The 26,161-nt window shown below is 69.6% G+C and carries 25 protein-coding genes and 1 tRNA gene; 8 read left to right on the top strand and 18 right to left on the bottom strand.

All coding sequences use genetic code 11. The annotated features are described in order from the left end of the window. Positions 1–353: 353 nt before the first annotated feature. On the top strand, positions 354–2,654 hold the full coding sequence (locus tag ACT3UN_RS02515; RefSeq protein ID WP_444656178.1) for a hypothetical protein: 2,301 nt from the start codon (positions 354–356) through the stop codon (positions 2,652–2,654). Between the two features lie 19 nt (positions 2,655–2,673). Continuing rightward, a complete protein-coding gene (locus ACT3UN_RS02510; RefSeq protein ID WP_444656176.1) occupies positions 2,674–3,348 on the top strand; it encodes a LuxR C-terminal-related transcriptional regulator in 675 nt (224 codons plus the stop codon). Positions 3,349–3,350: 2 nt separating this feature from the next. On the opposite strand, the gene ACT3UN_RS02505 is transcribed toward ACT3UN_RS02510, so the two are convergent. Continuing rightward, positions 3,351–3,917 carry a TIGR03086 family metal-binding protein gene (locus ACT3UN_RS02505; RefSeq protein ID WP_301443338.1) on the bottom strand — a complete coding sequence of 189 codons (567 nt, stop codon included), beginning with the start codon at positions 3,915–3,917 and terminating at the stop codon, positions 3,351–3,353. A gap of 76 nt (positions 3,918–3,993) precedes the next feature. Beyond that, positions 3,994–4,758 (bottom strand): metal-dependent hydrolase, encoded by a 765-nt coding sequence (locus ACT3UN_RS02500; protein WP_301443337.1) that lies wholly within the window; start codon positions 4,756–4,758, stop codon positions 3,994–3,996. Positions 4,759–5,142: 384 nt separating this feature from the next. On the opposite strand from ACT3UN_RS02500, the gene ACT3UN_RS02495 reads away from it, so the two are divergent. Together ACT3UN_RS02495 and ACT3UN_RS02490 are read left to right on the top strand one after the other, a co-directional pair. Then, positions 5,143–5,319: a hypothetical protein gene (locus tag ACT3UN_RS02495; RefSeq protein ID WP_444656174.1), complete on the top strand. Its 177-nt coding sequence runs from the start codon at positions 5,143–5,145 to the stop codon at positions 5,317–5,319. 131 nt (positions 5,320–5,450) lie between these two features. Further along, complete coding sequence (locus tag ACT3UN_RS02490; protein WP_441582510.1) at positions 5,451–5,960, top strand: excalibur calcium-binding domain-containing protein; 510 nt, start codon at positions 5,451–5,453, stop codon at positions 5,958–5,960. Between the two features lie 112 nt (positions 5,961–6,072). Here ACT3UN_RS02490 and ACT3UN_RS02485 read toward each other — a convergent pair whose 3' ends face one another. From ACT3UN_RS02485 to ACT3UN_RS02475, 3 genes are all read right to left on the bottom strand, one after another. Next, complete coding sequence (locus ACT3UN_RS02485) at positions 6,073–6,312, bottom strand: hypothetical protein (RefSeq protein ID WP_301443334.1); 240 nt, start codon at positions 6,310–6,312, stop codon at positions 6,073–6,075. 198 nt (positions 6,313–6,510) lie between these two features. Continuing rightward, a tRNA-Thr gene (locus ACT3UN_RS02480) sits at positions 6,511–6,586 on the bottom strand. Between the two features lie 100 nt (positions 6,587–6,686). After that, positions 6,687–7,937 carry a DNA polymerase III subunit delta' gene (locus ACT3UN_RS02475; RefSeq protein ID WP_444656172.1) on the bottom strand — a complete coding sequence of 417 codons (1,251 nt, stop codon included), beginning with the start codon at positions 7,935–7,937 and terminating at the stop codon, positions 6,687–6,689. Between the two features lie 68 nt (positions 7,938–8,005). Between ACT3UN_RS02475 and ACT3UN_RS02470 the strand changes: the two genes are divergently transcribed. Continuing rightward, the gene (locus ACT3UN_RS02470; protein WP_444656170.1) at positions 8,006–9,532 is read left to right on the top strand and encodes an adenylate/guanylate cyclase domain-containing protein; all 1,527 of its coding nucleotides are present in this window, start codon (positions 8,006–8,008) and stop codon (positions 9,530–9,532) included. Positions 9,533–9,561: 29 nt separating this feature from the next. Here ACT3UN_RS02470 and ACT3UN_RS02465 read toward each other — a convergent pair whose 3' ends face one another. From ACT3UN_RS02465 to ACT3UN_RS02450, 4 genes are all read right to left on the bottom strand, one after another. After that, positions 9,562–10,902: an Nramp family divalent metal transporter gene (locus tag ACT3UN_RS02465; protein WP_444656168.1), complete on the bottom strand. Its 1,341-nt coding sequence runs from the start codon at positions 10,900–10,902 to the stop codon at positions 9,562–9,564. Between the two features lie 67 nt (positions 10,903–10,969). After that, positions 10,970–11,419 carry a hypothetical protein gene (locus ACT3UN_RS02460; protein WP_444656166.1) on the bottom strand — a complete coding sequence of 150 codons (450 nt, stop codon included), beginning with the start codon at positions 11,417–11,419 and terminating at the stop codon, positions 10,970–10,972. A gap of 77 nt (positions 11,420–11,496) precedes the next feature. Next, on the bottom strand, positions 11,497–14,520 hold the full coding sequence (gene topA / locus ACT3UN_RS02455) for a type I DNA topoisomerase (protein ID WP_444656164.1): 3,024 nt from the start codon (positions 14,518–14,520) through the stop codon (positions 11,497–11,499). A 143-nt stretch (positions 14,521–14,663) separates the two neighbouring features. Further along, a complete protein-coding gene (locus tag ACT3UN_RS02450) occupies positions 14,664–15,320 on the bottom strand; it encodes an NAD(P)-dependent oxidoreductase (protein ID WP_444656162.1) in 657 nt (218 codons plus the stop codon). 74 nt (positions 15,321–15,394) lie between these two features. Here ACT3UN_RS02450 and ACT3UN_RS02445 point away from each other — a divergent pair, with 74 nt between their 5' ends. Continuing rightward, positions 15,395–15,766 carry a winged helix-turn-helix transcriptional regulator gene (locus ACT3UN_RS02445; RefSeq protein ID WP_301442447.1) on the top strand — a complete coding sequence of 124 codons (372 nt, stop codon included), beginning with the start codon at positions 15,395–15,397 and terminating at the stop codon, positions 15,764–15,766. A 235-nt stretch (positions 15,767–16,001) separates the two neighbouring features. Here ACT3UN_RS02445 and ACT3UN_RS02440 read toward each other — a convergent pair whose 3' ends face one another. After that, complete coding sequence (locus tag ACT3UN_RS02440) at positions 16,002–16,205, bottom strand: cold-shock protein (RefSeq protein ID WP_038546005.1); 204 nt, start codon at positions 16,203–16,205, stop codon at positions 16,002–16,004. Positions 16,206–16,589: 384 nt separating this feature from the next. On the opposite strand from ACT3UN_RS02440, the gene ACT3UN_RS02435 reads away from it, so the two are divergent. Next, positions 16,590–19,028: a DEAD/DEAH box helicase gene (locus ACT3UN_RS02435; RefSeq protein WP_444656160.1), complete on the top strand. Its 2,439-nt coding sequence runs from the start codon at positions 16,590–16,592 to the stop codon at positions 19,026–19,028. A gap of 100 nt (positions 19,029–19,128) precedes the next feature. Next, positions 19,129–20,406 (top strand): lipase family protein, encoded by a 1,278-nt coding sequence (locus ACT3UN_RS02430; protein WP_444656158.1) that lies wholly within the window; start codon positions 19,129–19,131, stop codon positions 20,404–20,406. A 6-nt stretch (positions 20,407–20,412) separates the two neighbouring features. On the opposite strand, the gene ACT3UN_RS02425 is transcribed toward ACT3UN_RS02430, so the two are convergent. The 8 genes from ACT3UN_RS02425 to ACT3UN_RS02390 form a co-directional block, all read right to left on the bottom strand. Continuing rightward, the gene (locus ACT3UN_RS02425; RefSeq protein ID WP_444656156.1) at positions 20,413–21,426 is read right to left on the bottom strand and encodes a hypothetical protein; all 1,014 of its coding nucleotides are present in this window, start codon (positions 21,424–21,426) and stop codon (positions 20,413–20,415) included. A 146-nt stretch (positions 21,427–21,572) separates the two neighbouring features. After that, positions 21,573–21,938 carry an Rv3654c family TadE-like protein gene (locus ACT3UN_RS02420; protein ID WP_444656154.1) on the bottom strand — a complete coding sequence of 122 codons (366 nt, stop codon included), beginning with the start codon at positions 21,936–21,938 and terminating at the stop codon, positions 21,573–21,575. Beyond that, positions 21,919–22,290, bottom strand: a complete 372-nt coding sequence (locus tag ACT3UN_RS02415) for a hypothetical protein (protein ID WP_444656152.1) — start codon at positions 22,288–22,290, stop codon at positions 21,919–21,921. Before ACT3UN_RS02415 ends, ACT3UN_RS02420 begins: the two co-directional genes overlap by 20 nt. An 18-nt stretch (positions 22,291–22,308) precedes the next feature. Continuing rightward, positions 22,309–22,578 carry a DUF4244 domain-containing protein gene (locus ACT3UN_RS02410; protein WP_444656150.1) on the bottom strand — a complete coding sequence of 90 codons (270 nt, stop codon included), beginning with the start codon at positions 22,576–22,578 and terminating at the stop codon, positions 22,309–22,311. Between the two features lie 94 nt (positions 22,579–22,672). Then, positions 22,673–22,849 (bottom strand): hypothetical protein, encoded by a 177-nt coding sequence (locus ACT3UN_RS02405; protein ID WP_444656148.1) that lies wholly within the window; start codon positions 22,847–22,849, stop codon positions 22,673–22,675. After that, positions 22,839–23,882, bottom strand: a complete 1,044-nt coding sequence (locus tag ACT3UN_RS02400; protein WP_444656146.1) for a hypothetical protein — start codon at positions 23,880–23,882, stop codon at positions 22,839–22,841. The genes ACT3UN_RS02405 and ACT3UN_RS02400 overlap by 11 nt, the downstream gene beginning before the upstream one ends. After that, a complete protein-coding gene (locus ACT3UN_RS02395; protein ID WP_444656144.1) occupies positions 23,876–25,015 on the bottom strand; it encodes a TadA family conjugal transfer-associated ATPase in 1,140 nt (379 codons plus the stop codon). The genes ACT3UN_RS02400 and ACT3UN_RS02395 overlap by 7 nt, the downstream gene beginning before the upstream one ends. A gap of 53 nt (positions 25,016–25,068) precedes the next feature. Continuing rightward, positions 25,069–26,142 carry a hypothetical protein gene (locus tag ACT3UN_RS02390; protein ID WP_444656142.1) on the bottom strand — a complete coding sequence of 358 codons (1,074 nt, stop codon included), beginning with the start codon at positions 26,140–26,142 and terminating at the stop codon, positions 25,069–25,071. Positions 26,143–26,161 lie beyond the last annotated feature (19 nt).

Below are 26,161 nucleotides of genomic sequence, written 5' to 3'. Positions count from 1 at the left end.
CAACCCACTGACCGCCTGGACCGACAAAGCCTGACAGCCCCCTGACTGGAAAGTTTGCCAAAGAATGTTTATGGTAGAAGTTGTCGCTGTGACGAACTGAAGTCCTTCAGGCTCTCCCGCCCCGCAGCGGTCCACCAGTACACCTTTCGAAAGGACCTCACCATGGGTATCGTCAGCGCACTTCTCACCGTCGTCACCGGCCTCGTCGGCGGCCTGGTCGCCGGACTCGGCGGCGTCGTCGCGGGTCTCGGCTCGCTCCTCTAAGGTCTCTTACCTCAGAGACGCTTGCCGCTCGGACCCCCGGCTCACATGTGTGAGTCGGGGGTCCGGCGCACCAGAGACCACACAGCATCATGTCCCGCCGTAAACCCCCGGCCACCGCCATCGAGACAGCCATCCTGCGCAACGCCACCCTGGCGATCGCGCTGACCTGGCCACTCTGGCAGGCCGGAGCTCTCACCGCGCACTTCACCGTGGAATCGTTCTTCAGCCACTGGTACCCGGTGGCCACGGCCACACTCTTCGCACTGGCGAACGCCCTGCTCGCCACCGCAGCGGTGATCGGACGCCGCGACCTCCTCGTCTTCTCGCTCCGTCTGTCCGCCGCCTCACTCCCCGCCGCCCTGGCCCTGTTCATCATCCAGACGGTCACCGACGGCGCTCCCGCGGCGTCCGGAATGTGGTTCACGGTCTTCAGCGCTCTTCCGGCGATCGCCTTCGCCCTCACCGTCCCACTCGCACCCGGCATCGCGGGATTCTTCCTGCTGGTCGGCGGGACGACCCTGGCGGCGGCGGTCCTGGAACATCGTTCCGACCCCCTGAGTGTGGCCACGGAGGTCAGCCTGGCGCTGGTCTACTCACTGCCCCTGGTCGTCATCGTCTGTGCGACCCTGCAGCTCGCCCGATTCATCGACGCCGCCGGCAACAAGTCGCATGCGGAGAACATCGCCGCCACCAGGGCCCGCGCCAGGGCGGAGGAGACCACGAAATTCACCGCGCTGGTGCACGACAACGTCCTGTCCACCCTCAGCGGGATCACCCAGGGCATCTTCCCCACCGAACCCGTCGGCCTGCGTCTGACCCCTGTCTTCGACGAAGCCGGGGACATGTCCACCGACCAGTTCATCGAGGCGGTGACCACCACCATCCGCCAACACACACCCGACTGCACCATCACCGCCGACGAGGGCACCTCCCTCACGCTGCCCGGGGTCGCCGGGGCGAACATCACCATGGCCGTCGCCGAGATGGCGAAGAACTCCCGGCAGCACGCCGGGCCACACGTCCGCCGGCACTGCCACGTCAGCCTGACCAACTCCACCCTCCACCTGCGCTACACCGACGAGGGGCCCGGCTTCTTCACCGGGGACGTCCGCCCCACCGCCGCGGGCATCCGCATCTCCATCCTGGGGCGTATGGAGGCCACGGACGGAGGTACCGCCACCGTCACCTCGGCCCCCGGGAACGGCACGACCGTGGAGCTCACCTGGCGCGACGCCCGGCGCACGGAATCCGGCGGCGGAGATCCGTCGTCCGGCCGAACACCCCACCCCAACATCCGGGCGTCCCGGTTCAACTCGGCCGGCATGCGGAACTACGACCTCATGCACCTCAGCTACGTGTTCGGCGTTCCCTACGGTGCGGCGGTCGCCGTGATCTTCACACTGCTCAGCACCATCAACGGCCACCCGACATCCACCGCGAACCTCGTGACCACCGTCCTCGCGGTGGCCCTGGTCGCGGTGATCGTCAGTGGACACGCCTACCGGGTCGCGGCGTCCCGCGCCTGGGTCGTCGGCGTCGGTGTCGTCCTGCTGATGGAGGCGGGGCGATGGCAGGACCTCTCGTCCGCACCGGAATGGAGCCACGACTGGCACATCACCGCCGCCTCACTGATCTGCGCCCTGCTGGCGCTGCGGGGACGACCCGTCGCAGCCCTGCTCGCGCTCCTCGCCGGTGCCGTGGCCATCGAGGTCATGTCGGCGCTGCCCGGCACCCCCGACCGCAGTCTCGAGGCGGTGCAGGTCCTCCTGTCCAGCCTCCTGGTCGTGGCCTGCGCACTGCTCACCCTGGGAACCCGCTACACGCTCGCCCGACTCCCCGGGGCACGCCAGAAGCTCCGCGAGTCCGAGCTCCGCGTCATCGCGGCAGAGGAGGCGACCACCTACCGGCAGGACCGTCTCCAGCTTCTCCGTGAGGAGCTGGCGCCTCTCGTCGAGGCGACGACGGGGCTCACCACCATCGACGACGGGCTCAAGGAGCTCGCCCGCCTGACCGAACTCCGGATGAGGGACGCCATGCGCTCCCCGCTCCTGGACCTGCCGGACGTACGGACCGCCGCGTGGGACGCGCGTGGACGCGGTGTCGCGGTCCAGCTCATCGACGACCGTTCGTCGGCGCAGGCCCCCGCCGGCCCCGTCGACGCCGCGACGGTGTCACCGATCGTGCCCCGCCCCATCGAGGCGCTCCACGACGGGATGGTCCGACGCATCCTCGATGCCCTGTCACGCGCCGACACGGGGACGGTCACCGTACGGCTCCTCCCCCGGGGCAGGTCGACGTTCGCCACGATCTCGGACGACGACGGTATCCGCCGCTACCACTGTGACGGATCCTCACTGCAATCTCAGGATGAACCGGTCGCAGGCCGGTGAAGCACTGTATGGTACTTCCATGAGCGAAACTGTCCTGAACGTCGCCGCCATCGACGACCACGAGCTGTCCCTGCGGGGCCTCTCGTCCCTCATCGACTCGGCCGCCGATCTCGAGCTGGCGGGCATGTTCACCTCGGTGAGCGACCTCATCTACGGCCTGGAGAACCCCACCGGCCTGGACCTGGTCATCCTCGATCTGCGTCTCGCCGACGACTCGAACCCCGAGGAAAACGTCCACCGGCTGCAGTCCCTCACCCACAACATCCTCGTGCTCTCCTCCATGGAGAGCCCGTACCTGGTACGCAGCGCACTGAAGGCGGGTGTCCTGGGTATCGTCCAGAAGTCCGAGCTTCCCGAGGTGATCCTGCGAGCCGTACGCGCCGCGGCACACGGTTACGCCGTGCCGTCCACGGAATGGGCGGCGGCGATCGACTCCGACCCGCAGATCAACGGGATCAACCTGTCCGAACGCCAACGCGAGGTGCTCGAGCTGTACGCCTCCGGGGAGCCGGCCAAACGGGTCGCCCGCCTGACCGGGATCTCCCAGGAGACGGTCAACGACTACCTGGGGCGCATCCGGGTGAAGTACCAGAACGCCGGGCGCCCCGCCCCGACGAAGACGGACCTCTTCCGTCGCGCGCAGGAGGACGGCTACCTGCCCGGCCCCAGCGACCCCCGCCTCGGCGAGGGCTGAGCTCAGTCCAGACCGAAGTTCGGGTCGCGGCCCACGTAGGCCATCAGGCGGATGGTGGACGTCGCGTCCGCCGAGGTCTCCTGCGGCGGGCCGAACCCGCCGCGTGCCTGCAACTGCTCACCCAGGGAGCGCAGACCGCCGAGGTTGCGCTCGGCGAAGTCCTCGTCCAGCTCCACGTCCCGGCCCTGCGACCGGGCGAGGTCCCAGGTGTGCATGAACACGTCCGGGATGAAGAACCCCTTCGCGTTGGTCTCCAGCGACTGCCCAGGGATGGGGCCGCGGGTGACCAGCGCCTCCGCCTTGACGTCGTCCTCCAAGGTGTCCTGGACGAGTTCGGCGAACTGCTCCCACGCGGCCGCCGGGTCGGAGTTCTTGTCCTCGGTGATGTTCACCGTGATTCCGACGTCCTCCAGGGCGGGGGCGAACCAGCTGATCAGGTGGCCGACGATGTCGCGGGCCGTCCACTCCGCGCACGGGGTCTGCGCGTCCCAGTCGTTGTCCCGTGTCTGGGCGGTGAAACCGTCGGCGATGACGCGGAACCGTTCAACGGTGTCCTTGGGTACAGACATGGTCTTTCCTCCTGTTCGCGGACCGGGCCGTAGTCGGGGCCCGGTTACTGTCCCTGACGAGAATACCCGCGCGGGTTCACCCCACGATCAAGCCGTGGTTCCACCCCAGCGCACAGGCGCCCACCAACACGGCGGTGAACACGGCCATCGCCACGGTGTCGCCGAATCCGGCGGCACGGATCCTCAGCGGCCCCGGAAGCAGGTGCACCGACCCCCAGCGGTCCCCGCCCACGGGCACGAACGGCGCGAACAACGGAACCCCGGAGCGCGTCACCGCGTCCCCGACGCAGTGCACCACACAGCCCAGCCCGACCGCGGTGGACATCACCGCCGGTGTGAGCATCTCCGGCCGGTCGCGCATCACCAGCAGGGTCAGGCCGACTGCGATGACCACCGCCCCCAGCGAACCCCACCGTTGGGCGACCGGACGCACCAGCGAATGCAGTGCCAGCAGGACCAGGGCGGCGAAGATGGCGATGGTCACCCTGCTGTCACCCAGGTCGACCGCACACCAGGTCGCGGCGGCCAGCAGCACGGCGAACAGGAGCGTGTGGGTGAGCGTCCTGTGCCCGCCGACGCGCCTGCCCCGCGCCCCGGTGGCCTCGGCGACCATCGAGGACAGGCGGTTGACGAACACGGACAGCAGTTTGCTGACCGGCCCCAACGTCCTGGCCGCGGTCCCGGACGGATGGTCCAGGTCCGGCAGGATCGCCGCACCGGCGGTGACTCCGGCCAGTACCACCACCGCCCCGACGTCCGCCGGCACACCCGTGGCCTGCGCCGTCGTGACGGCGAGCACGACACCTGCCGCCGCGCCCGACATCGCGTGCGTGGGCCCCATGACCATGGCGCTCTCACCTTCCTCTCGGTGCCTGTTCCTCGCGAACCTTCCGCAACAGTTGTACAGGGCGGGACGGACATGAAATGAGCGGGGAGAGAGAACCCCCGGAAAATGGTTTGCCAAACTAACTGGTTGTGCGTTAACTTTCACCCAGGCGAACCTTAACGTCCCCTCCCGCAACGTGGCGCCCACACCACCACATCACCCACGAACCACCCGTCAGGAGTCCCCCGTGTGCGACCGGAACGCCCTCGGCACACTTGTCGTCGCCGCGGCCCTGACCTTGTCCGAGGCCGGTAGCGGCGCCGAATCCGAGGACGCCACGGCCTCGTCCTAGCCGTGGTCCCCGACCGTTCCGCACACCGACACGAGGAGACACCGTCCATGTTCGAGTTCCTGGGAAACCTGTTCAACCAGCTCATCGAGATCGCGCAGCTGGTCATCAGCTACATCACCCAGGGCCTCCCGGGTGTGCCCCCGACCTGCCCGGAGATGCCGTCGGAGGCTATCGCGGACACCGGTGTGACCTGCGGCGAAGAAACCTGGCCGGAAGCGGACTGACGATCCGCGCCACGCCCAACCGCGGAGCACCCCCGGGGCTAGCCCGTTACTTTTCCTAATGAATGTGCATACAGTTTAATATTCCTCGGTCGCGCCGATGACGGGCGCGAAACTTTACGAGGAGAACCCCAATGAAGATCCGCACTTTTGCGGCAGCGGTAGCCACCGCAGCACTCACACTCGGACTCGTCACCGCCTGCGGCGGGGACACTGAAGCCGAGGAAGTCACCACCAGCGCCACCAGCACCACGTCGCGCACCACGACGACGAGCGCATCCAGCACCTCCAGCGCCACCAGCACGACGAGTGCCACGAGCACCACCGAGGCCCCGACCAGCACCGAGGTGGAGCCGGAGCCGGAGATCGAGCCCGACGTGGACATCGATCCCGACACCGACCCCGACGTCAACGTCGCCGGGAACCCCGCTCCTGCGCAGGATCCGGCCCCCGTCTACACCCCGGACCCGGCACCGGAGTACACCCCGGTGCCCGACTACACGCCCGAGGTCCAAGAACCGGCCGTCTCCTACGCGAACTGCACGGCGGTCCGTGCCGCCGGCGCCGCGCCCATCTACCGCGGAACACCCGGCTACGCCTCACACCTCGACCGTGACGGCGACGGGGTCGGCTGCGAGAACTGACGCAGCCCAGCCACGCCTACGGCAATGAAGGACCCCGGGACGACAACCGTCCCGGGGTCCTTCATCATGAGGGCCACCACGGGAACGTGTCCCGCACAAGGCAGCCCGCGCGCTACTCCTCCGGAGCCACGTCCACGATCGGTGCAATCGCGTCGCTGATCCCGGTGAGGATGCCGCCGGATCCACCGACGCTCGTGGCGGAACCACCGACGGACTCGGCCGAGCCGGCGATGACGTCCGAGCTACCGGTGATGGAGTCCGCCGACCCGGTGAGGGACTCACCCGCGGCGCCGATGAACGGGAGGGCCTCGCCAGCGGCCTGGATAGCAGCGACGATGGACGCAATGTCCATGATGAACCTTTCAAGCAACTCTGGCGGAGACCACGCGGCCTCCGGGCAACCAGTGCACACACCCTAGACATGTACCCCCAGCGGTATCTACCCCTCCCGCGACAAATTCACACGACGGCAATCTCGCCCCGACGTGACACACGGCAACGGGCCGGGCCACCAACCGTGGAGGTTGGTGGCCCGGCCCGTTCTAAAGAATGGAGCCGCCTGCGAGAATCGAACTCGCGACCTTTTCATTACGAGTGAAACGCTCTACCGACTGAGCTAAGGCGGCGCACAGGCACCGTCAGGGACGGTGCTGCATACGAGCGGTAATCCTAGCCGACGGTGCAACCCTCCACAAAAACAGCCCCTCACTCCGCCGTCATGCCAGCTCACACCTGCCGGCAGCACTCCCGCAGCCGCCCCACCATCGAGGTCAACGCGACCTCCGGCTTCACGTTGTACGTCAGCGTCTCCCGGCACGCCGACACCGCGTCGATGCACTGCACCAGGCTCTCCGGGGCGTTGCGCCGAGCCAGTTCACGCGAGACCTTCGCCTGGTCGGGGTGCAGGAACCCACCCACCGGCTCCTCCCCGTCCACCGCTCCCGCGGCGACCATCATCGCGTCACGGTACATGCCCGCGATGTCGATCAGCGCCAGGTCCAGCGAGTCGCGCAGCATCCGGGTCCGACGGTTCTTCTGTTCCTTCTCCAGCTCCTTGATCTGGCCCGCGGAACCCGCCTGCGCCTTGGCCACCCCCCGGCCCTTGGCGCCCATCCCCAGTGAGCTCTGCAGGTCCGCCAACTCCTTCTCCTCACGCTCGGCCACCGACGAGGTGGCCTCGTCCTTCGCCGAGGTCACCAGGTCCGTGACGAAGCGGTACGCCTCCCCCGGCTCGTAGACCAACGCCGGCAACTTCAGCGCACTGGCCCGCTTGGCCCGCGCCTTCTCCTCGGACGCCAGGTGGCGGGCGCGCCCGATGTGGCCGCCGGCGACCTCCGCCGCCCACGCCGCCTGCTCCGGCGACAGCCCCAGGCGCTCGTCGGCCAGCAGTACCGCCTCGACCTCGTCGCGTGAGGGCGTGGGGACGTAGAGGTGACGGCACCGGGAGCGCAACGTCACCGCGATGTCCTCAGGGTCCGTGCTCGGCGCGCACAGGATGAAGACGGTGCGCTCCGGCGGCTCCTCGATGCTCTTCAGCAGCGCGTTCGCACTACTGTCGTTGAACCGGTCGGCGTCCTCGAACACCACGATCCGCCACGGGGCGACGGTGGGCATCGCCGCGGCGGTCTTGATCACTTCTCTGGCCTCGGACACCTGGATCACCACACCGTCGGTGTGCACCCAGGTGATGTCCGGGTGCGACCCCACCGCCGCCGAGCGGCACCCGTCACACCGACGGCACCCCGGCACGTCCGGATCCTCGCAGACCAACGCCGTGGCGAAGGCCTTCGCCGCGACGGAACGTCCTGACCCCGGAGGCCCCGTGAACAACCACGAGTGCGTCATCGCGGCCGACGCCCCCTCTCCCCTGCCCGCACTTCTGGCGGCCTCCACCGCGGCGACCAACGGGACGGTCACGTGAGGACTGAGGACAGCGGCAGTGAACACGGACTCTGAGGCGGAAGACACAGGCGCCAAGTGTAGTCGCCCTCCCGGACATGACCGGGACGGGGACAAGCCGGTGCTGCTCCGATAGTCTGGGACGCATGCAGAAACTGGGGCAGTACATCAAGTGGGCGTGGGGCACCACCTGGCCGCTGTACGCCCTGACCGTCTTCCTGGTCAACGTGGTCGGTGCGCTCGGAGTGGCGTCCTTCCTGCGTTTCCTCGTCCCCCTCGGCGGCGCCTCGGAACTGACGACGCTGAACACCACCACCGCCACGCTCTACACGGTGTACTTCATCTTCGCGCTGGTGGTCGGCATCGGTGCCACCCTGTTCTTCTTCACCCCGGTGCTGCGGTGGCAGCGCAACCCGGACCCGGTCGACCCGGTGATGATCCGGCGCCTCGTGCTGCGCATCCCGGCGCTCCAGGCACTGCTCGGCGCCGTGTTGTGGTTGGTCGGAGTGGTGATCTTCACCATCGTGGCCTCCCAGTTCTCCGGTAAGTGGGCCTTGTCCGTCGCTGTCACCGCCCTGCTGGGCGGGGCCATGGTGGTGCTGATGACGTTCATGGTCGCCGAGCGCCTGGTGCGTCCCGTCGCCGCCCGGGCGCTGCGGCGCACCGGGGCACCGCAGGAACGGATCTCCCCGCTGTCCCTGCAGATCACCGGGGTCTGGATCCTCACCTCCGCCGTCCCGGTGATCGGCGTGGTGCTGATGGTCGCCGCCCAGGCCACGACCTTCTTCCCCGGCGACGCCCGCGAGATCCTCCCCGGCGTGCTGGCGCTGAGCCTCACCGCACTGTTCACGGGTTTCTCCGGGACCCGGCTGATCACCATGACCGTGGTCGACCCGATCCGCGAACTGCAGTACGCGATGAACCGCGTGCGCCGCGGCGACTCCCACGCGCAGGTGCGCATCTACGACGCCACCGAGATCGGCGTACTTCAGGCCGGCTTCAACGAGATGATGCAGGGCCTGCGCGAACGCGAGCAGGTCCGCACCCTGTTCGGACGCTACGTGGGCACCGAGGTGGCCCGCCGCGCCATCGAGGAGAAGCCGGAGCTCGGCGGGGCGAACCGCTTCGTGGGCGTGCTGTTCGTGGACGTCATCGGCTCCACCGGCTTCGCCGTGTCCTCCTCTCCGCAGCACGTGGTGAAGGCGCTGAACAGCTTCTTCGACAAGGTCGTGGAGGTCGTGCACCGCAACAAGGGCATCATCAACAAGTTCGAGGGCGATGCCGCACTGGCCGTCTTCGGTGCCCCGATCCCGCTGGACGACATGGCCGGCCACACCCTCGCCGCCGCGCGTGAGCTCAACCAGGAGCTCGCCGAGCATGAGCTGGCCGCCGGTATCGGCGCCGCCGTGGGAGAGGTCGTGGCCGGGCACATCGGCGCCAGCGACCGCTTCGAGTACACCGTGATCGGCGACGCGGTGAACGCCGCCGCACGGCTGACGGAACTGGCCAAGGACACCCCGGGCCGCGTGCTGACCAATGCGTCCACGCTGCGCAAGGCCAACGACGCGGAGCAGGAGCGCTGGACGCTGATGAAGTCGGTGGAGCTGCGCGGCCGCAAGGAGATGACGCAGCTCGCCCGCCCGATCCGCTCCACCCTCGCCGAGCGCGGGTAGGACCCCGGGGCTTTCCCCCCCCTCTACGCCTACGCCTGCCCGGTCAGCGTCAGCCAGATCAGCAGCACGTTGAGCGCGATGATGACCGCGCAGATCACGACGGCGACGAGCGTCAGCGCCCGCGGGTTCGCCCAGCGTCCCATCACGGTGTGCCGTGAGGCCGCGGCGACCAACGGGACCAGGGCGAAGGGGATGCCCACGCTGAGGACCACCTGGCTCATCACCAGCGCCCAGGTGGGCTCCACACCCATGCCCAGGATGACCAGGGCCGGGAGCATCGTGAGGAAGCGACGCAGCAGCAGCGGGATGCGCACCTTCAGCAGGTCACGCATCACCATGTCACCGGCGTAGCAACCCACCGAGGTCGAGGCCAGACCCGAGGCCAGCAGCCCGACGGCGAAGAGCACGCCGATCACCGGCCCCAGGGCGTTCTCCACGGCACCGTGGGCACCCTCGATGGTGTCGGTGCCGTCCACCCCGCGCAGCGCCTGGGCGGCCAGGCACAGCATGGCGATGTTCACCGTGCCGGCCACCACCAGCGCGGTACCGACGTCCCACTTGGTGGCCTTGAGGTGGCGGCGCATCCCGTCATCGCCCTGGGGCGTGAACCGGCGGTCGCGGACCAGCCCGGAGTGCAGGTACACCGCGTGCGGCATCACCGTGGCGCCCAGCATGCTCGCCGCCAGGACCACCGAGTGCGTGCCCTGGAAGCGCGGGACGATGCCCTCGACCATCTCCCCCACCGACAGTCCGGTGACGAACAGGCCGGACAGGAAACCGACCGTGATGACCAGGAGGAACCCCATGATCACGAACTCGAAGCGGCGTTGCGTGGGGCCTCCCTGCAGCACGAGCATGCCGAGCGAGACCACACCGACGATCACGCCGCCGAGCACCAGTGGGGTCCCGAAGAGCAAGTTCAGGGCGATGGCACCGCCGATGACCTCGGCGACGTCGGTCGCCGCGGCGATGATCTCGGCCTGCCCCCAGAACGCCAGGCGCCCCGCCCGCCCGCGGCGGCGTCCTGCGGCGGTGCCGTTGTTCTCGCGGGCGTCGAACCAGTCGGCGAGGATGGCGGACAGCGACTTCGAGGTCACCAGCCCGAGTTTCGCCGAGAGGTACTGGACGACCGCGGCCATGAGGTTGGCGACGATGAGCACCCAGAGCAGCAGGTAGCCGTACTCCGCACCGGCGGAGAGGTTCGCCGCGACGTTGCCGGGGTCGACGTAGGCGATGGCGGCGACGAACGCCGGGCCGAGCAGACTGGTCAGGCGCGGTTGTTTCCCACCCGCCGCCGGCGCGTCCTGCGTCACCCCGTCCTGCGTCACCCCGTCCTTACCGAGGTTTACCTCGGAGGCGTCAACCGACATTCTTCGTCACCCGTCGTCAGAGAGTTCAATACGTTGAACATCATGCTACGACCGGGTGAAGTTACGGTCAAACAGGCGCGGGGCCGTCGCCCCTCCTCGCCCCCTGGGTGACGTGGGACCCCACCTTGGCCACGACCGCCACGACAAGTCCGGCCGCGGCGAACAGGGAGCAGCAGATCGCGCCTGCCAGCACGTCCATGTACACCACGTCCACGGTCACGCTGCTCCAGCCCGAGCCACTCGTCTCCGTGCCGCCGGAGTTGGCGAAGCAGACGATCGCCGCGATCACCCCGACGATGAACAGCGCCAGCCCGAACAGGGACCAGCCGGCGAAGGGGTCCTTCGGCGGGATCTCCGTGCGCGGCGCCAACCGCCCACGCAACTGCTGGGGCTGTTCAGTAGACTGCGGCGCCCCCTGTGGCGTCCCGGGCACCCCAGCCGCCGCCGACGCGAGCTGTTCCTGCGTCCCCTTGTCGTAGTCCGCCCAGCGCCCGCCCGGGCCCGCCGAATCAGTCATCACTCTTCTCCTCCGTATCTGATATTCCCGTCAGGAAATCAACAGTACGCCCCGTGAGGAGTAGAAGACCGGTCCGGTCAGTTCTTCTTCGCGGCCGCCTTCTTCGCCGCCGCCGACGAACCCTTCTTCACCGTGCGCTTCGTCGTGGACTTCACGGCCTTTTTGGTCGTCTTCTTCGCTGTCGACTTCTTCGTCGTCTTGCGCGTCGACTTGGCGGACTTCTTCGCCGGGGCACCGCCGTCGGCCGCCTCCTTGGCACGCCGCTCACTGAGCAGCTCGTTGCCGCGGGCGTCCGTCATCGTCTCCGGCGAGTCACCACGGCGCAACGACGCATTCGTCGTCCCGTCGGTCACGTACGGGCCGAACCGGCCGTCCTTCACCGTCATCGGCTTGCCCGAGACGTCGTTGTCACCCAGCTCCTTCAGCGGCGGCTTCGCCGCGGCACGACCCCGGCGCTTCGGCTCGGCGTAGATCCGCCGTGCCTCGTCCAGGGTCACCGTGAAGATCTGCTCCTCGTTCTGCAGGGAACGCGAGTCCGAGCCCTTCTTCAGGTACGCGCCGTAACGGCCGTTCTGCGCGGTGATCATCTCACCGTCCGACGGGTCCACACCCACCTCACGCGGCAGGCTCATCAGCTTCAGCGCCTCCTCGAGGGTCACCGACGCCGGGTCCATCGACTCGAACAACGACGCCGTCTTCGGCTTCAGCGTCTCCTGCAGGATCTCCTTGATCCGCTTGTCCTTCTTGTTCGCCGCCGTCTTCGTCTCACGGCTCAGCGGCTTCTTGCCCTCCGCGGCACGCTCGGCGTCCTCCTGGTCGCGCTCGGCCTCCACGGTCTTCTCCGCCTCGGCGGAGACCCGCGCCTCCTCGTCGTCCTTGACCTGCTCGGTGACATAGGGGCCGTAGCGACCCTCACGGGCCATGATCATGCGGCCGTTCGCCGGGTTCACCCCGACCTCACGTCCGCCCTGCGGGGTGGCGAAGAGCTTCTCGGCGACCTCGCGGGTCAGCTCGTCCGGGGTGATGGTCTCGGGCAGGTTCGCCCGCTGGACCTCCGGCTCGGTGCCCTCCGGTGCGCCCTCGGGAACCGGCTTCGTGCGCTCCAGGTACGGGCCGTAGCGGCCCACACGCACGATGATCGGCACACCCTCGGAGTCGTCGAACAGGTGCAGGGAGTTCACCTTGCGCGCGTCGATCTGCTCGAGATTGTCGCCCACCATCGTCTTGAGCCCGCCGAGGCGGGCGATCGTCTCCGCCGTCGCGTCCGACGCCTTGTCGTCGCCGAAGTAGAAGCCGCGCAGCCAGTGCGAGCGGTTCTCCTCGCCGCGGGCGATGCGGTCCAGCTCGTCCTCCATCGAGGAGGTGAACTCGTAGTCCACCAGCGAGCCGAAGTTCTGCTCCATCAGGCCGACCACGGCGAAGGCCACCCAGCTGGGCACCAGCGCCGAACCGCGCGAGACCACGTAGCCGCGGGCCTTGATCGTGTTGATGATCGAGGCGTACGTCGACGGACGCCCGATGCCGAGCTCCTCCATCGTCTTGACCAGCGAGGCCTCGGTGAAACGCGCCGGCGGGTTCGTGGAGTGCCCGTCGGCGGTGACCGTGCGCGTGTCCAGCCCGTCGCCCTCGGCGAGCACGGGCAGCGCCTTCTCGGCGTTGTCGGCGACGTTGCGTCCGTCCGCCGTCTGACTGGTCTCCACGTAGGCCTTCAGGAAGCCCGGGAAGGTGATCGTGCGACCGTTGGCCTGGAAGTCCGTCTTCTCGCCGCTGGTGGCGGTCCCGGAGACGGTGACCTTCATCGAGGTGCCGCGGGCGTCGGCCATCTGGCTGGCCACGGTGCGCTGCCAGATCAGCTCGTAGAGCTTGAACTCCTCGGCGTCGAGCTGACCGGACAGGTTGCCCGGGGTCGCGAAGGTCTCGCCGGCCGGACGGATCGCCTCGTGGGCCTCCTGCGAGTTCTTCACCTTGCGGTTGTACTGGCGCGGCGCGTCCGCCACGAAGCTGGGGCCGTAGAGCTCGCGGGCCTGCTGACGCGCGGCGTCGATACCGGACTTCGACAGGGTCGTGGAGTCGGTACGCATGTAGGTGATGTGGCCGTTCTCGTAGAGACGCTGCGCGATACGCATCGTGCGCTCCGAGGTGTAGTGCAGCTTGCGGCCGGCCTCCTGCTGCAGCGTGGAGGTCATGAACGGCGGGTAGGGACGCCGCGTGTACGGCTTCTCCTCGACCTTCGACACCGACATCGCCGCGCCCGTGAGGTTCTCCGCCAGCTGCTCGGCGCCCTGCCGGTCGATGACGGTGACGTTGGCCTGCGCCTTGCCGGTCTTCAGCTTGCCGTCGTCGCCGAAGTCACGGCCCTGTGCCACGCGGGCACCGTCGACGGCCACCAGGGAGGCCTCGAAAGACGTCGGGTTGGCGGTGTCCCCGGCCGACGCACCGGTCTCCAGCGTGGCGGTGAGGTCCCAGTACTCCGCGGACACGAACGCCATGCGCTCGCGTTCGCGCTCCACGATGACCCGGGTGGCAACGGACTGCACGCGTCCGGCCGACAGGCGCGGCATGACCTTGCGCCACAGCACCGGGGAGACCTCGTAGCCGTAGAGACGGTCGAGCACACGACGGGTCTCCTGCGCGTCGACCAGGTCCAGGTCCAGGTCGCGGGTGTTCTCCGCGGCCTCCTTGATGGCGGACTCGGTGATCTCGTGGAAGACCATGCGGCGCACCGGCACCTTGGGCTTGAGCACCTGCAGCAGGTGCCAGGCGATGGCCTCGCCCTCACGGTCGGGGTCTGTCGCGAGGTAGACCTCGTCGACCTGCTTGAGCTTGCTCTTGAGCTCGGAGACCTTCTTCTTCTTGTCCGGGCTGACCACGTACAGGGCCTCGAAGTCGTCGTCGACGTTCACACCGAGACGTGCCCACGGTTCCTTCTTGTACTTGGCGGGCACGTCCGCGGCACCGCGCGGCAGGTCACGGATGTGACCGACGGAGGCGTCGACAATGTAGTTGTCGCCGAGGTAGCGCTGGATCTTCTTCGCCTTCGTGGCGGACTCCACGATGACGAGTTTCTTCCCGCCGCCGCCCTCGGTCTCCTGCGCTGCCATCGGTGTCGCTCCCACCTTCGTCCTGTCGTTCCCATGCATCCCTGTTCACCCGAATGAATCAACAGGGGGTTCGAGGTGAGACCCTACACGCTGCACCGACAACCGTGCGGATACCCCGTGTTCCCGGGGGGTTCAGCTCAGGCTCAGGCGTCCGCGACGGTGAAGCGGGCCCGACGGTGCGCCGGACGCTCGATCTCGTTGAGCGCCGCACGGGCGAACGTGCCGGTCGTGACGCTGCCACCGGCCGGGTGGTCGTCTCCCAGGACGTAGGACGCGGCGGGTGCGCCGGGGCCGATCTCCGGTGCCGGGGCGAGCATCGTCCAGTCCAGTTGCGCGGGGGCAGCGCGGTAGAGGTCGAGGACCTCGGCGAAGGAGCGGGCCTCCGCGGCATAGGCCTCCGGGAAGTCCGGGGTGTCGACCAGCATGGTGCCGTCGGCGGTGAGCGTGGCGCCGGCACCGCCGACGACGAAGAGACGCACGCCGGACGCTGCGTCGGATGCTGCGTCGGACGTACCGGCGACCGCGCCGATGAGCGCGGCGTGGGCGTCGACGATGGGCTGGACGGAACTGCCGTCGCGCGGGCCGGGGACGGAGAGGACGACGATGTCGGCGTCCTGCGCCTTGGCGGCGACGTCCGCGGGGTCGTGGATGTCGCCGGTGACGTAGGTGACGCCGTCGACCGGGTTGGAGGGGTTGTCCTGACGGGTGACGCCGGTGACCCGGTGGCCGCGTGAGACTGCTTCGTGTGCGATGTCGGTGCCGACCATGCCGGTCGACCCGTAGATGGTGATGTTAGCCATGTCCGGCAGTCTAACCTCGTTGCTTCCTTTTGTACAGTGCCTGCCTGAAATAGTGTCGTGATAGAATTCCCACCATGGACGACTCCTGGAACCCCGCCGCCCGCGACTGCCCCAGCCGTGACCTGTTCAGCACCGTCGGCGACCGGTGGAACATGCTGATCCTGCTCAGCCTCGAGCACGGCCCGCTGCGCAACGGGCAGATCCAGACCGCGGTGGACGGCATCTCCGTGCGGGTCCTCTCCCAGCGGCTCTCCGCACTGGCCGCCGACGGGCTGGTCACACGCACCGCCTTCCCCGAGATCCCCCCGCGGGTCGTCTACGAGCTCACCGACCTGGGGCGCTCCGCCCTGCCGGCGGTGCACGCCCTGTTCGACTGGACAGTGGGGCACATGTCGCAGGTCATGGAGCACCGCACGGCAGAGGGGTCCACATTTCGCACCCAATAAGGTGCCTCTACACAGAAAAGCCCAGGTCATATTTCCTGAAGCAGTTTATGGGGTGCGATATCTGCCACACACCCCAGCACGCCCCGGCACACCCCAGCCAGATCACGCCCCCGCACGCAGCAACGCCGCCCGGCGTCCCACGGATCTCTCCGCGGACGCCGGGCGGCGCTGTGATGAAGCTACCGTCCCGGGAAGATCAGACCTCCCGGTGCGACGGTGGGTTCAGTCGGTGCTCTTAGAGAGCGGTGACAGCCTGAGCCTGGGGGCCCTTGGCGCCGTCGCCGATCTCGAACTCGACCTGCTGGTTCTCCTCGAGGGTACGGAAGCCGTTGCCCTGGATCTCGGAGTAGTGGACGAAGACGTCAGCGCCACCATCGTTCGGTGCGATGAAGCCGTAGCCCTTTTCAGCGTTGAACCACTTGACGGTTCCCTGTGCCATGTTCTTTCCCTTACTTACATCTCGGTGATCGGTGCCCCGCCAACTTTTCGCGAGGCCACCGGGCCGATGCTAGAACCACCGTGAACGTTGGTCCGTTCGCATGCAAACAACTCCCGCGAACGTTTTACCTACTGACTGCGGGTCTAACCGGTGATACAGCGAGCAAAGCGACGCACAGAAACTGTGACCGCCCACCAGTGTTCCATGTTTTCCCGCGCAGCACCATACCCACGGCACTATTTTCTCACCCGAAACCCCCCTCTTCCCCACCACCCCCGGCAGACGGTTATGGCTGACACCACAGCGAACACCGCTGACCTGCACGTATCGGCGCGACGAACCGTCGAAGGTGGAGCCGTCGCCCGTCCCCCTAGACTGTTCACCATGAGCGAATTCCCCGGATCCTACGGTTCCGAACTCCTCGCGACGCTGCGGGAGGCCTCCGGTACGGGGTCCGGTACGGGGTCGGGTACGGGGTCGGGCAACGGCCGCCAGGACCCGCTCACCCACGTGCGCGCCGAGCCCGCGCGCCCCTCGGAGCCGGTCGACTGGCCGGACTGGGTGCTGCCGGCGTTGCGCGACCACCTCGTCGACAACGGCATCACCGCCCCCTGGTCGCACCAGGTCGCCACCGCGCAGCACGCGTGGGAGGGCCGCGACGCGGTCGTGGCCACGGGCACGGCGTCCGGCAAGTCCCTGGGCTACCAGCTGCCGGTGCTCTCCCGGCTCGCCGCCGAGCCCACGGCGTCCTGCCTGTACCTGTCGCCGACCAAGGCGCTGGCGCAGGACCAGCGCGCCGGCCTGGCGCGGCTGTGTTCGCAGGTCCCGGAGTTGCGCGGGGTGATGGTGGCGTCCTACGACGGCGACACCCCCACCGAGGCACGGCGCACCGTCCGCGACGACGCGCGCATCCTGGTCTCCAACCCGGACATGGTGCACGCCTCGATGCTGGGCCAGTCGCAGCGCTGGTCACGGCTGCTGCGCACCCTGCGTTTCATCGTCGTCGACGAGTGCCACGTCTACCGCGGCGTCTTCGGCGCGCACGTCTCCCTCGTGCTGCGCCGGTTGCTGCGCCTGGCCGCCCGGGCGGGTGCCGAACCCACGATCGTGCTGGCCAGTGCGACGACGGCGGAGCCGGAGCGTCACGCCGCACGGTTGACGGGGCGTCCCACCGTCGCGGTGACCGAGGACGGCTCGCCGCAGGGCGAGCGCACCGTCGCACTGTGGGAGCCGGGGTTCCGCGAGGACGTCGTCGGCGAGCACGGGGCACCGGTGCGTCGCGCGGCGACCACGGAGTCCGCCGGGATCATGGCCCGGCTCATCGCCGAGGGCGCGCGCACGCTCACTTTCGTGCGCTCGCGGCGCGGCGCCGAGATCACCGCCCTGGCCTGCGCCGAGGACCTCTCCGCGGCAGGACGCCCGGGCGACGCCGCGCGCATCGCGTCCTACCGCGCCGGCTACACCCCGGAGGCCCGCCGCGAGCTGGAACGACGACTCGACGACGGCGAGTTGCTCGGCCTCGCCGCGACCAGCGCCCTGGAACTCGGCATCGACGTCGGCGGGCTGGACGCCGTGGTGTCCTGCGGGTTCCCCGGCACCGTGGCCAGCTTCCGGCAGCAGGCCGGACGCGCCGGACGCCGCGGGCAGGGCTGCCTGGTCGTCATGGTCGCCGGCGACAACCCGCTGGACACCTACCTGGTGCACCACCCGGAGGCGCTGCTGGACAAGCCGGTGGAGGCCAGCGTCTTCGACCCGTCGAACCCCTACATCCTGGCCGGCCACCTGCTGTGCGCCGCCGCCGAGGCGCCGCTGAGCAATGCGGATATCGGCGATTTCGGTGAGAGCGCAGGACGCGTCGTCGACGCGCTGGTCGCCGAGGGCTCGTTGCGTCGGCGTCCGCGCGGGGTGTTCTGCGACCTCGAGATCTCCGGGGAGGTCCACGGGCGGGTGAGCATCCGTGGCGGGGCGGGCGAGGAGGTGGTCATCGTCGACCAGGCCTCCGGACGGGTGCTCGGAACCGTCGACGCCGCCCGCGCGGTCAGCGAGGTGCACGACGGCGCCGTCTACGTCCACCAGGGCGAGACCTACCTCGTCGACGGCCTGTCCCTGGCCGACTCGGTCTGCCTGGTCCACCCCGAGACCCCGGAGTGGACCACGCGGGCGGAGGAGACCGTGGACATCCGCGTGGAACGCGTGCGACGCACCCGCGAGATCGGCGGCACCGACTCCGCACCCTCCGGGGTGTGGACCGCGGACGTGGACGTGGAGGTGTCCCACCAGGTCACCGGCTACCAGCGCCGCACCCTCGACGGCGAGGTGCTCACCACCGTCCCGCTGGACTACCCGCCCCAACGGCTGCACACCCGCGCGGTGGCCTACACCGTGGACCCCGGCGTGCTGTTCGACCTGGGCATCGAGGAACCCTTGTGGCCAGGCGCGTTGCACGCCGCCGAGCATGCGGCGATCGGGCTGCTGCCGCTGCTGGCAACCTGCGACCGGTGGGACATCGGCGGGGTGTCCACGGTGCTGCACGTGGACACCGGCTTCCCCACCGTCTACGTCTACGACGGCTACGAGGGCGGGGCGGGCTTCGCCGAGGCCGGGTTCGAACGCTTCGCCCGCTGGATGGCGATGACCGCGGACACCGTGGAGTCCTGCGCCTGCGAGTCCGGTTGCCCCTCGTGCGTGCAGTCGCCGAAGTGCGGCAACGGCAACGACCCGTTGTTCAAGCACGGGGCGGCGGTGCTGCTGCGCGCTCTGGCGGATGCCGCAGGGTCTGCTGAATCGGCTGAATCAGCAGGATCGGCTGGCCCGGCGAACTAGTATCAGGGCGGAAAGCCTTCTCCTGACGTTGCCCTGCTGCTTCCCACCGCTTCCCACCGCTTCCCACCGCTTCCCACCGCTTCCCACAAGGACGTTCCCCGTGCGCCGTTCCTCCCTGTCGACCATCACCGCCGGTGTGCTGTGCACCGTGCTCACCGCGGCGTTGTGCGTCCCGAGCGCGGGCGCCGAGCCCGCCGGTACTGCTGACCCTGCCGGCACCGCCGCGCCCGGTTGGTCGGGGCTGGACGTCACGGACGGCGTGCCGCTGCCCGACGAGGCGGGCGTCGCCGTCGACGAGGTGCCGCTCGACCCCGCACTCGGTCTGTCCTCGGCCGGTACCCAGCAACGCTTCGTCTACTCCACCGTCGACCAGCACGGCCAGCCCGCCGCGTCCACCGCCGCGCTGTTCCTGCCGCCCGGCGACGCACCCGACGGCGGCTGGCCCGTGCTCGCCTGGGCGCACGGCACCGTCGGACTCGGCGACACGTGCACCCCCTCGGCGCAGCCACGCTCCGACCGCGACGCCGGCTACCTCAACCACTGGCTGGAGCAGGGTTACGCCGTGGTCGCCTCGGACTACGTGGGCATGGGCACGCCGGGGCTGATGTCCTACCTCAACGGGTCGGTCAGCGCGCTCAACGTGATCGACTCCGTCGCCGCCGCACGCACCCTGGATTCCGTGGACGCTTCAGCACCCGGCGCGTCGGACGCGGGTTCGCTGCTGTCTCCGTCGTGGGCGGTGATCGGTCAGTCCCAGGGTGGCGGCGCCGCACTGCACGTCGCCCACGCCGCCACCCGGCGCAGCGCCGAGATCGACCCCGAGCTGGACTACCGGGGCGCGGTCGCCACCGGCGCACCCGCCTACATCGAGGAACTGGTGCTCGCCGCGTCGCCGTCCTTCCCGCCGGTGGTGCTGCCCACCGGGCTGAACGTGTACGCCGCCTACATCCTCGCCGGCTTCCGCGAGGCGCACCCGGAGGTCGACCTCGACTCCGCCCTCTCCGACGAGGGGCGGCGCATCGCCGACCTGGCAGAGACCGCCTGCTACCCGGAGATGTCGCAGGCCATGGACGGGGTGGACCTGTCGGACTCCTTCTCCACTGCGTTGCGCTCGGTGCCGGGGATGCAGGACGCACTGCGCGGCTACATGGCCACCCCCACCGACGGCTACGACAAACCCGTGTTCGTGGGCCACGGCCTGCTGGACATCGACGTGCCCAGCCCGATCGGTGTGGCGCTGAACTCGCAGCTGTGGTTGAACCAGTTCGCCGGCTCCAACGAGCAGGTCGACGTGCACTGGTACCCCGAGGACCACAGTGGGGCGAAGGTCGCCTCGATGGCGGACTCCAGCCCCTACCTGGCCTCCCTGTTCAGCTGAACCTGATCAGCTCATCCGGGTCTCCCCCGCCGCCCTGCCCCCACCGTTGACCTCGACGAAGGCACGGTGGTCCATCAGACCGGGTTCGACGGTGAGCACACCCTCGCCGGCGGTATCGGCCGGGACGGTGAGCAGCACGTTGCCGGTGGTGGACCCACCCGGGTAGAGGTCGGTGATCGTGTCCAGCTCGTCCGGGGTCACCGCGTAGTGCTCACCGTCGTAGGGGGTGACGGTCTCCCCGTCGACCGTGACGTACTCGATCGTCGTCCACGGCATATCCCCGTCCTCATCGTCACCGACGTAGGTGATCGTGGCGTTGACCAGGATGTACGTCGATCCCTTCGGCGCAGGGTCGCTGTACTCGTTCTCCGCCCTGACCACCGCGTTGGCGTCGAGGTCCACGCTGTTGATCGTGACCTCCCACTCCCCGTCCGAGACGGTGGTCCCCCACGGGAGCGGGTCGGTGCGCGTGCCACGCTCGGCGTCGGGGGTCGGCGTGCCACTGTGCGGCAGCGCACCCTCGGAGGAGTCTTGCGCGTCGGAGATCTCGTCCATGACGTCGCTGAACACGGTGCTGATCACGACGACGAACATGACGACGGCCAGGAGCGCACCGACCACGGAGACCACCAGACCGGTGATCCCGAAGCCCTGCTTCCTTTCCCGCAGGCACACCGCCACGATCGACACGATGAACGCGATCGGCAGCAGCACCCACCCCACGACCATGATCCCGGGGATGCAGGCCAGAACGGTGCCGACCACCGCGAGGATGAATCCGACCAGTCCGAGAGGGTTGGACTCCAGCTCCGGGGCGGGCGGGTACGGAGGGTACTGCGAGTACTGCGAATACGAGGCAGGGGCGAACCTCAGGTCCTGCGGACCCGTGGGCTGCCAGGCCCCCGGCTGCGCCCCGGACGGGCCGCCGTAACCGAACTCGTTCTGGTACTCACCCTGGGGCTCGTTCTGGGGCCCGTTTCGGGGCTCTTCATCGGGTCCCGGACCGGTGGGATTACTCATGTTTCACACGCATGCCGTCAACGCGGACGGCATGCTCCTTTCCCTATGCGAGTGTCCACTGCACACCGCACGGAGGCAGCCGGACAGGGCCAACAGCTGGCGACTACAGGGTACTTCGCACGGGGTCTAACCAGGTAAAACCCGACTCACCCCACCGGTCCCCCCGACGCCTGCGCCACCGACCGTGACACCGCGACCTCCACCCTCACCCCCTGCAGGCCGGCGGTGCCGTAGGGCGTCGCCGCCCCATCGACGACCGTGCACGCACGCACCTCGGCACCGTTACCCCGCGCCACCGTCCGGGCGACGGAGCACGCCTCGTCGATCCCGGCGCGCTGCAGCACCGTCGCCGCCGACAGTGCGGTCAGATCCGCCGCCGCCGACGCCCGGTGACCTTGGACCAGGCCCGTCACCCCGTGCACGATCAGCAGGGACAGGGCCACGACCCCGAGGATCAGGGCGGCACCGACCACCGTCGCCGAGCCCTCGTCGTCACCTGCCCTGCGGTTCACCGACGATCACCGCCGACGCCGAGATGTCGAACAACCGGCCGGGGACGGTCACCGTCACGGTGATCAGCCGGGCGCCGTCCCCTGAGGTGCCGGACGCACCGGCCGCACCGCCGGGGTCGACGACCAGCCTCGCGTCCGGTTCTCCCTGCGTCACGACGGCCCGGGCCGCGGCCTCGTCGCCGAGTGCCGCCGCCCGGGCCGCGTCGCGGGCCATCCCCACCGCCCCGAGATACGTCGCCAGGGTCAGGACGCCGGCGACGACCAGTCCGACCACGGCGGTCAGGGCGGTGAAGACGATCGCCGCCTCCACCGTCACGTAGCCGTCGTCGTGACTGTCGCCTCCATCCGTCACGTCCACACCCCGTGTCCGCTACTGGGTGTCGAGTGCGCGCTGGAAGATCGCGGTCAACGCACCCTCCACCGCATCGGAGGTGACAACGAGGTAGAGCAGCGCCCCCAGCGCCGCGGCGGCGACGCATCCCAGGGCGTATTCGATCGTGCTCATCCCCTGGTCGTCACCGCCGAACCAGCGCATCACCTCCTCGTTCCCCGCCTCCTGTCCGCTGTCCCCGGTGTCCGCGTTCTCTCCGGTGTCCGCCTCCCGGCCGATGAACTGATCGTCCTCCCCGTTGGATTCCATGGTATTCCCCCTGGTGGTCATGTTCCTGTCCTTCCTGTGGTTCCTGCATGTGATTACTTTTCCTCGCCCTCGTGACGTGGACCGTGTCCCCTCCTCACACCCCGGCGAAGCCGACGACCAGCGGGATGAGACCCACCAGGACGAACGCGGGGAGGAAACACAACGTCAGCGGCGCGGCGACGGCCACGAGCACCCGCTCGGACCCTGCCCTGGCCGCGTCCTCGGCCCGTCGACGCAGTCGGTCGGCCTGAGCGGTCACCTCACCGGCCATCCGCCCACCGTTGCGCACCTGGGACGCCGCCCGACGGGCCACCGGGCCGAACCGCCAGGTGGTGCCACGCGGTCGCCCCCGCGCCCAGCTCAAGCAGGGCGGACACCCGGAGCAGATCCCCCACGACGGGGTCGGTGAGCTCGAGTTGTCCCGGGACGCCTGCCCGCACCGCCGCCGTCCACGCCCCTGCCACGGGCAGTCCGGCGAGGATCGCCGCGGCGAAGACGTCGAGCACCCGCGCGGCGACGAGCGCGCCGACACCCGGTGCCGCTGAGACCCCTGGGATGCGCAAGCCCCCTGAGGCCCCTGCCCTGGCACCGGGCCCGGCGCGCCCGCCGACACCGCCGAGCACCGTGACCGTCAACGACTCCACCCACAGCACCCCGGCGCTGGCCAGGAGGGTGCCCGCCAGCAGCACCAGGACACCGAGTACGTCGCCCACCAGGAACGCCACCGGAGCCAGCCCCATCGACTGCCCGATCCCGAGTGCCCCGAGCGGGAGCAGGAGCAGGATGACCTCGGTCATCCGCGCCCCGGCCAGGGCGCTGGAGGTGTGCCCGAGGTGGGTGAGCCGGGCGTCGAGGTCCTCGACGCACCGTTGCATCAACGACCCCAGGGCCAGCCCGTGTCGCTCGGCCACCGCCCACATCCGTAGCAGGATCTGCAGTTCGGCTGGGCCGCCGTTGGTACCGGTGTCAGTACCGGTGTCAGTACCGGTGTCAGTACCGGTGTCAGTACCAGTGTCAGTACCGGTGTCGGCACTGGGGCCGATACCGATCTCGGCCCCGAGGCGGATGCGGTGGACCTCGCGTCCGACGACCGCGGTGATCCCGTGTCCGGTGGTGAGGGCCTGTTCGGCGGCGTCCACCGACCGGGCGCCGACGAGTAGTTCCACGGCGAAGGCGTCGGCGAAGTCGCGGTACTCCCTGATCCTGGTCCGGTCACGCGACAGGGCCACCGCCGCCGTCACCACCCTCTTGCCGGTGAACGTCACTGCCGCGCCGGTGCCGGCCAGTGCCAGCGCCGTCACCATGGGCGGTTCCAGCAGGTGTCGACCCGGAGCCGTCCGTCGTCGCCGCTGAGGCGTCCGATCTGACTGACCTGGCGCCGTCCCGCGACGCGGGACAGGTGCACGACCGTGTCCACCCCGTCACCGACCTGCCGGGCGACGGTCTCCGCGGGCATCCCCGCGAGCGCTCCCAGTGCGGTGAGCCGGCCCGGTACCGCCGCCAGACTGTTGGCGTGCACCGTGCCCGCGCTGCCCCCGTGGCCGGTGTTGAACGCCAACAGCAGCTCCGCGATCTCGGCTCCCCTGATCTCGCCGACGACGATGCGGTCCGGGCGCATGCGCAGGCTCTGGCGCACGAGCATGCGCATGTCCACCCCGCCGGCACCGTCCGCGCCGGCGTCGCGGGTGCGCAGTCCCACGACGTGCGGATGCTCCGGCACCAGTTCCGGGGTGTCCTCCACGAGCAGGAGGCGTTCGCCTGCCGGCACCTCGTGCAGCAACGCCGCCAGCAGGGTGGTCTTGCCTGCCCCGGTGCCACCACTGACCAGGAAGGACCGTCGGGCGGCGATGAGCTCTCGCAACCGTGCGGCGACCTCGTCCGGGAACATCCCGGTGCGCTGCAACGCCGCCAGGTCCCCGTGCCCGCGCGACAGTGCCCGCAGGCTCACGCACGCCCCTGAGGCGGCCGGCGGGTCGAGCACCGCATGCACACGCACCCCGCCGGCGACGACGCCGGGTGGCAGGTCGGTGAGGATGCCGTCGGCGAAGGGACGCGAGTCGTCCAGCCACACACCGCAGGCCGCCGCGAGGCGCACGGCGATGCGCCGGCAGGTCTGCGCGTCGCCGACGTGCAGGTGGGTGGGTTCGACCCCGTGTCCGCGGTCCACCCACACCGGACCGGGACCGTTGATCAGCACGTCGGTGACCTGCGGGTCGCACAGCGACACGGCGAGCTCACCCAACCCGGAGAACTCGCGGGTCAGGGTACGGACCTGCTCGACGCCGGCGCCGGTGGCGTCGTCCAGGGCGCCGACCACCCCGGCGATGTCGGCCTGGGTCGGCGTGGCCACCGCACGGTCCACCAGCCCGTCGCGGACCCGGTCGACGAGGCTCGGCGGGCTGTCCTGCCCCGGAGTCTCCGCGCTCTTCCCCGCCATGCTCTGCCTGGTCAGTCTTGTCCGCCTCGTCAGCCGCCCCGTCAGCCGCCCGGTCATCGCAGTGCCTCGAGCAGACGCAGGGCCGCAGGCCCGGCGGTCCCGGCGCCGCTGCCGGTGGTGCGGAAGTCTCCGCGGTCCACGTCGACCGTGAGGAAGGGGTCGTCCTCCCAGGTCACCGCCGGTGCCCTGCCGAGCAGGCTCAGGGTCTGGTTCCACGTCAACCCGGAGCGCGGTAGTTCACGCAGCACCACGTGGGCGCCGTCGGCGTCCTGCAGGGCACGGCGTGCGGCCAGCACGGCGGGCACCGACTGCGGGACGACGAGCACGCGCGCGGTCACGTCACCGCCGACGGCGACCAGGTCGCGGCGTCCGCAGTCACGGACCACCGGACGGGACGGGTGGGCCACCGCCCTTGCACCGGCTCCCTTTGAAACTTCGGAACCTTCGGCACCGCCGCTGTCGGCCTCGAGGATCCCGACGTCCTGCACCCATCTCACCGTTGCCGCACCGGCCCCGACCGGGGCACCTGAATCGTCCGAGTCGTCCGAGTCGTCCTCCGCCCCGAGGAGCAGCCGCAGCTGCCCGGGCCGCGACAGCGGGTCCTCGTCCACCAGAAGCGCCTGGCCGGCCCCGCCCGCCCCACCGGACGTCGTCGCCCCGGCGGCGAGGGCACCGGCGAGTGCGGCGGCGAAGACGCTGGTCCCCGCCCCGCCGACGATGCCGGCGACGGCGATGTCGACGAGGTCGTGGCTCCCGATCGTCGCCGCCAGTTCCCCGACGGCCTCCGGGATCTGCAATGCAGACATCCCGTCACCGGCCGCCCCGTCACCGTCGCCGCCCTGCGTGAACGGCATGCCGGTCACCCGGATGGTGCGCACCGACGCCGAGGCGTCCTGCGGTTCCCCACCGAGTGCACCTGGTTCCTCCGTCGAGTCGGTGACGAGGACGAGCCGTGGGAGCCCGGCGGCCTCGTCCTCACCGACGAGACGCCGCCCCGTCGCCGCGACGACCATCGCCACCTCATCGACGAGGCCCGGGTCCGCCAACCTCAGCAGGACCGGAGCTGGTCCCGAACCTGAACCCTGCCGCGCCGCTGAACGAGCACCACCGGTGAACTTCCCGGCCATTCCCCTGACACCTCGTGTT

The sequence above is a fragment of the Corynebacterium sp. AOP12-C2-36 genome (assembly GCF_052379185.1).
Lineage (GTDB): Bacteria > Actinomycetota > Actinomycetes > Mycobacteriales > Mycobacteriaceae > Corynebacterium.
Note: the sequence above shows the minus strand (reverse complement) of the source record. Positions and strands in the feature narration are given on the sequence as shown.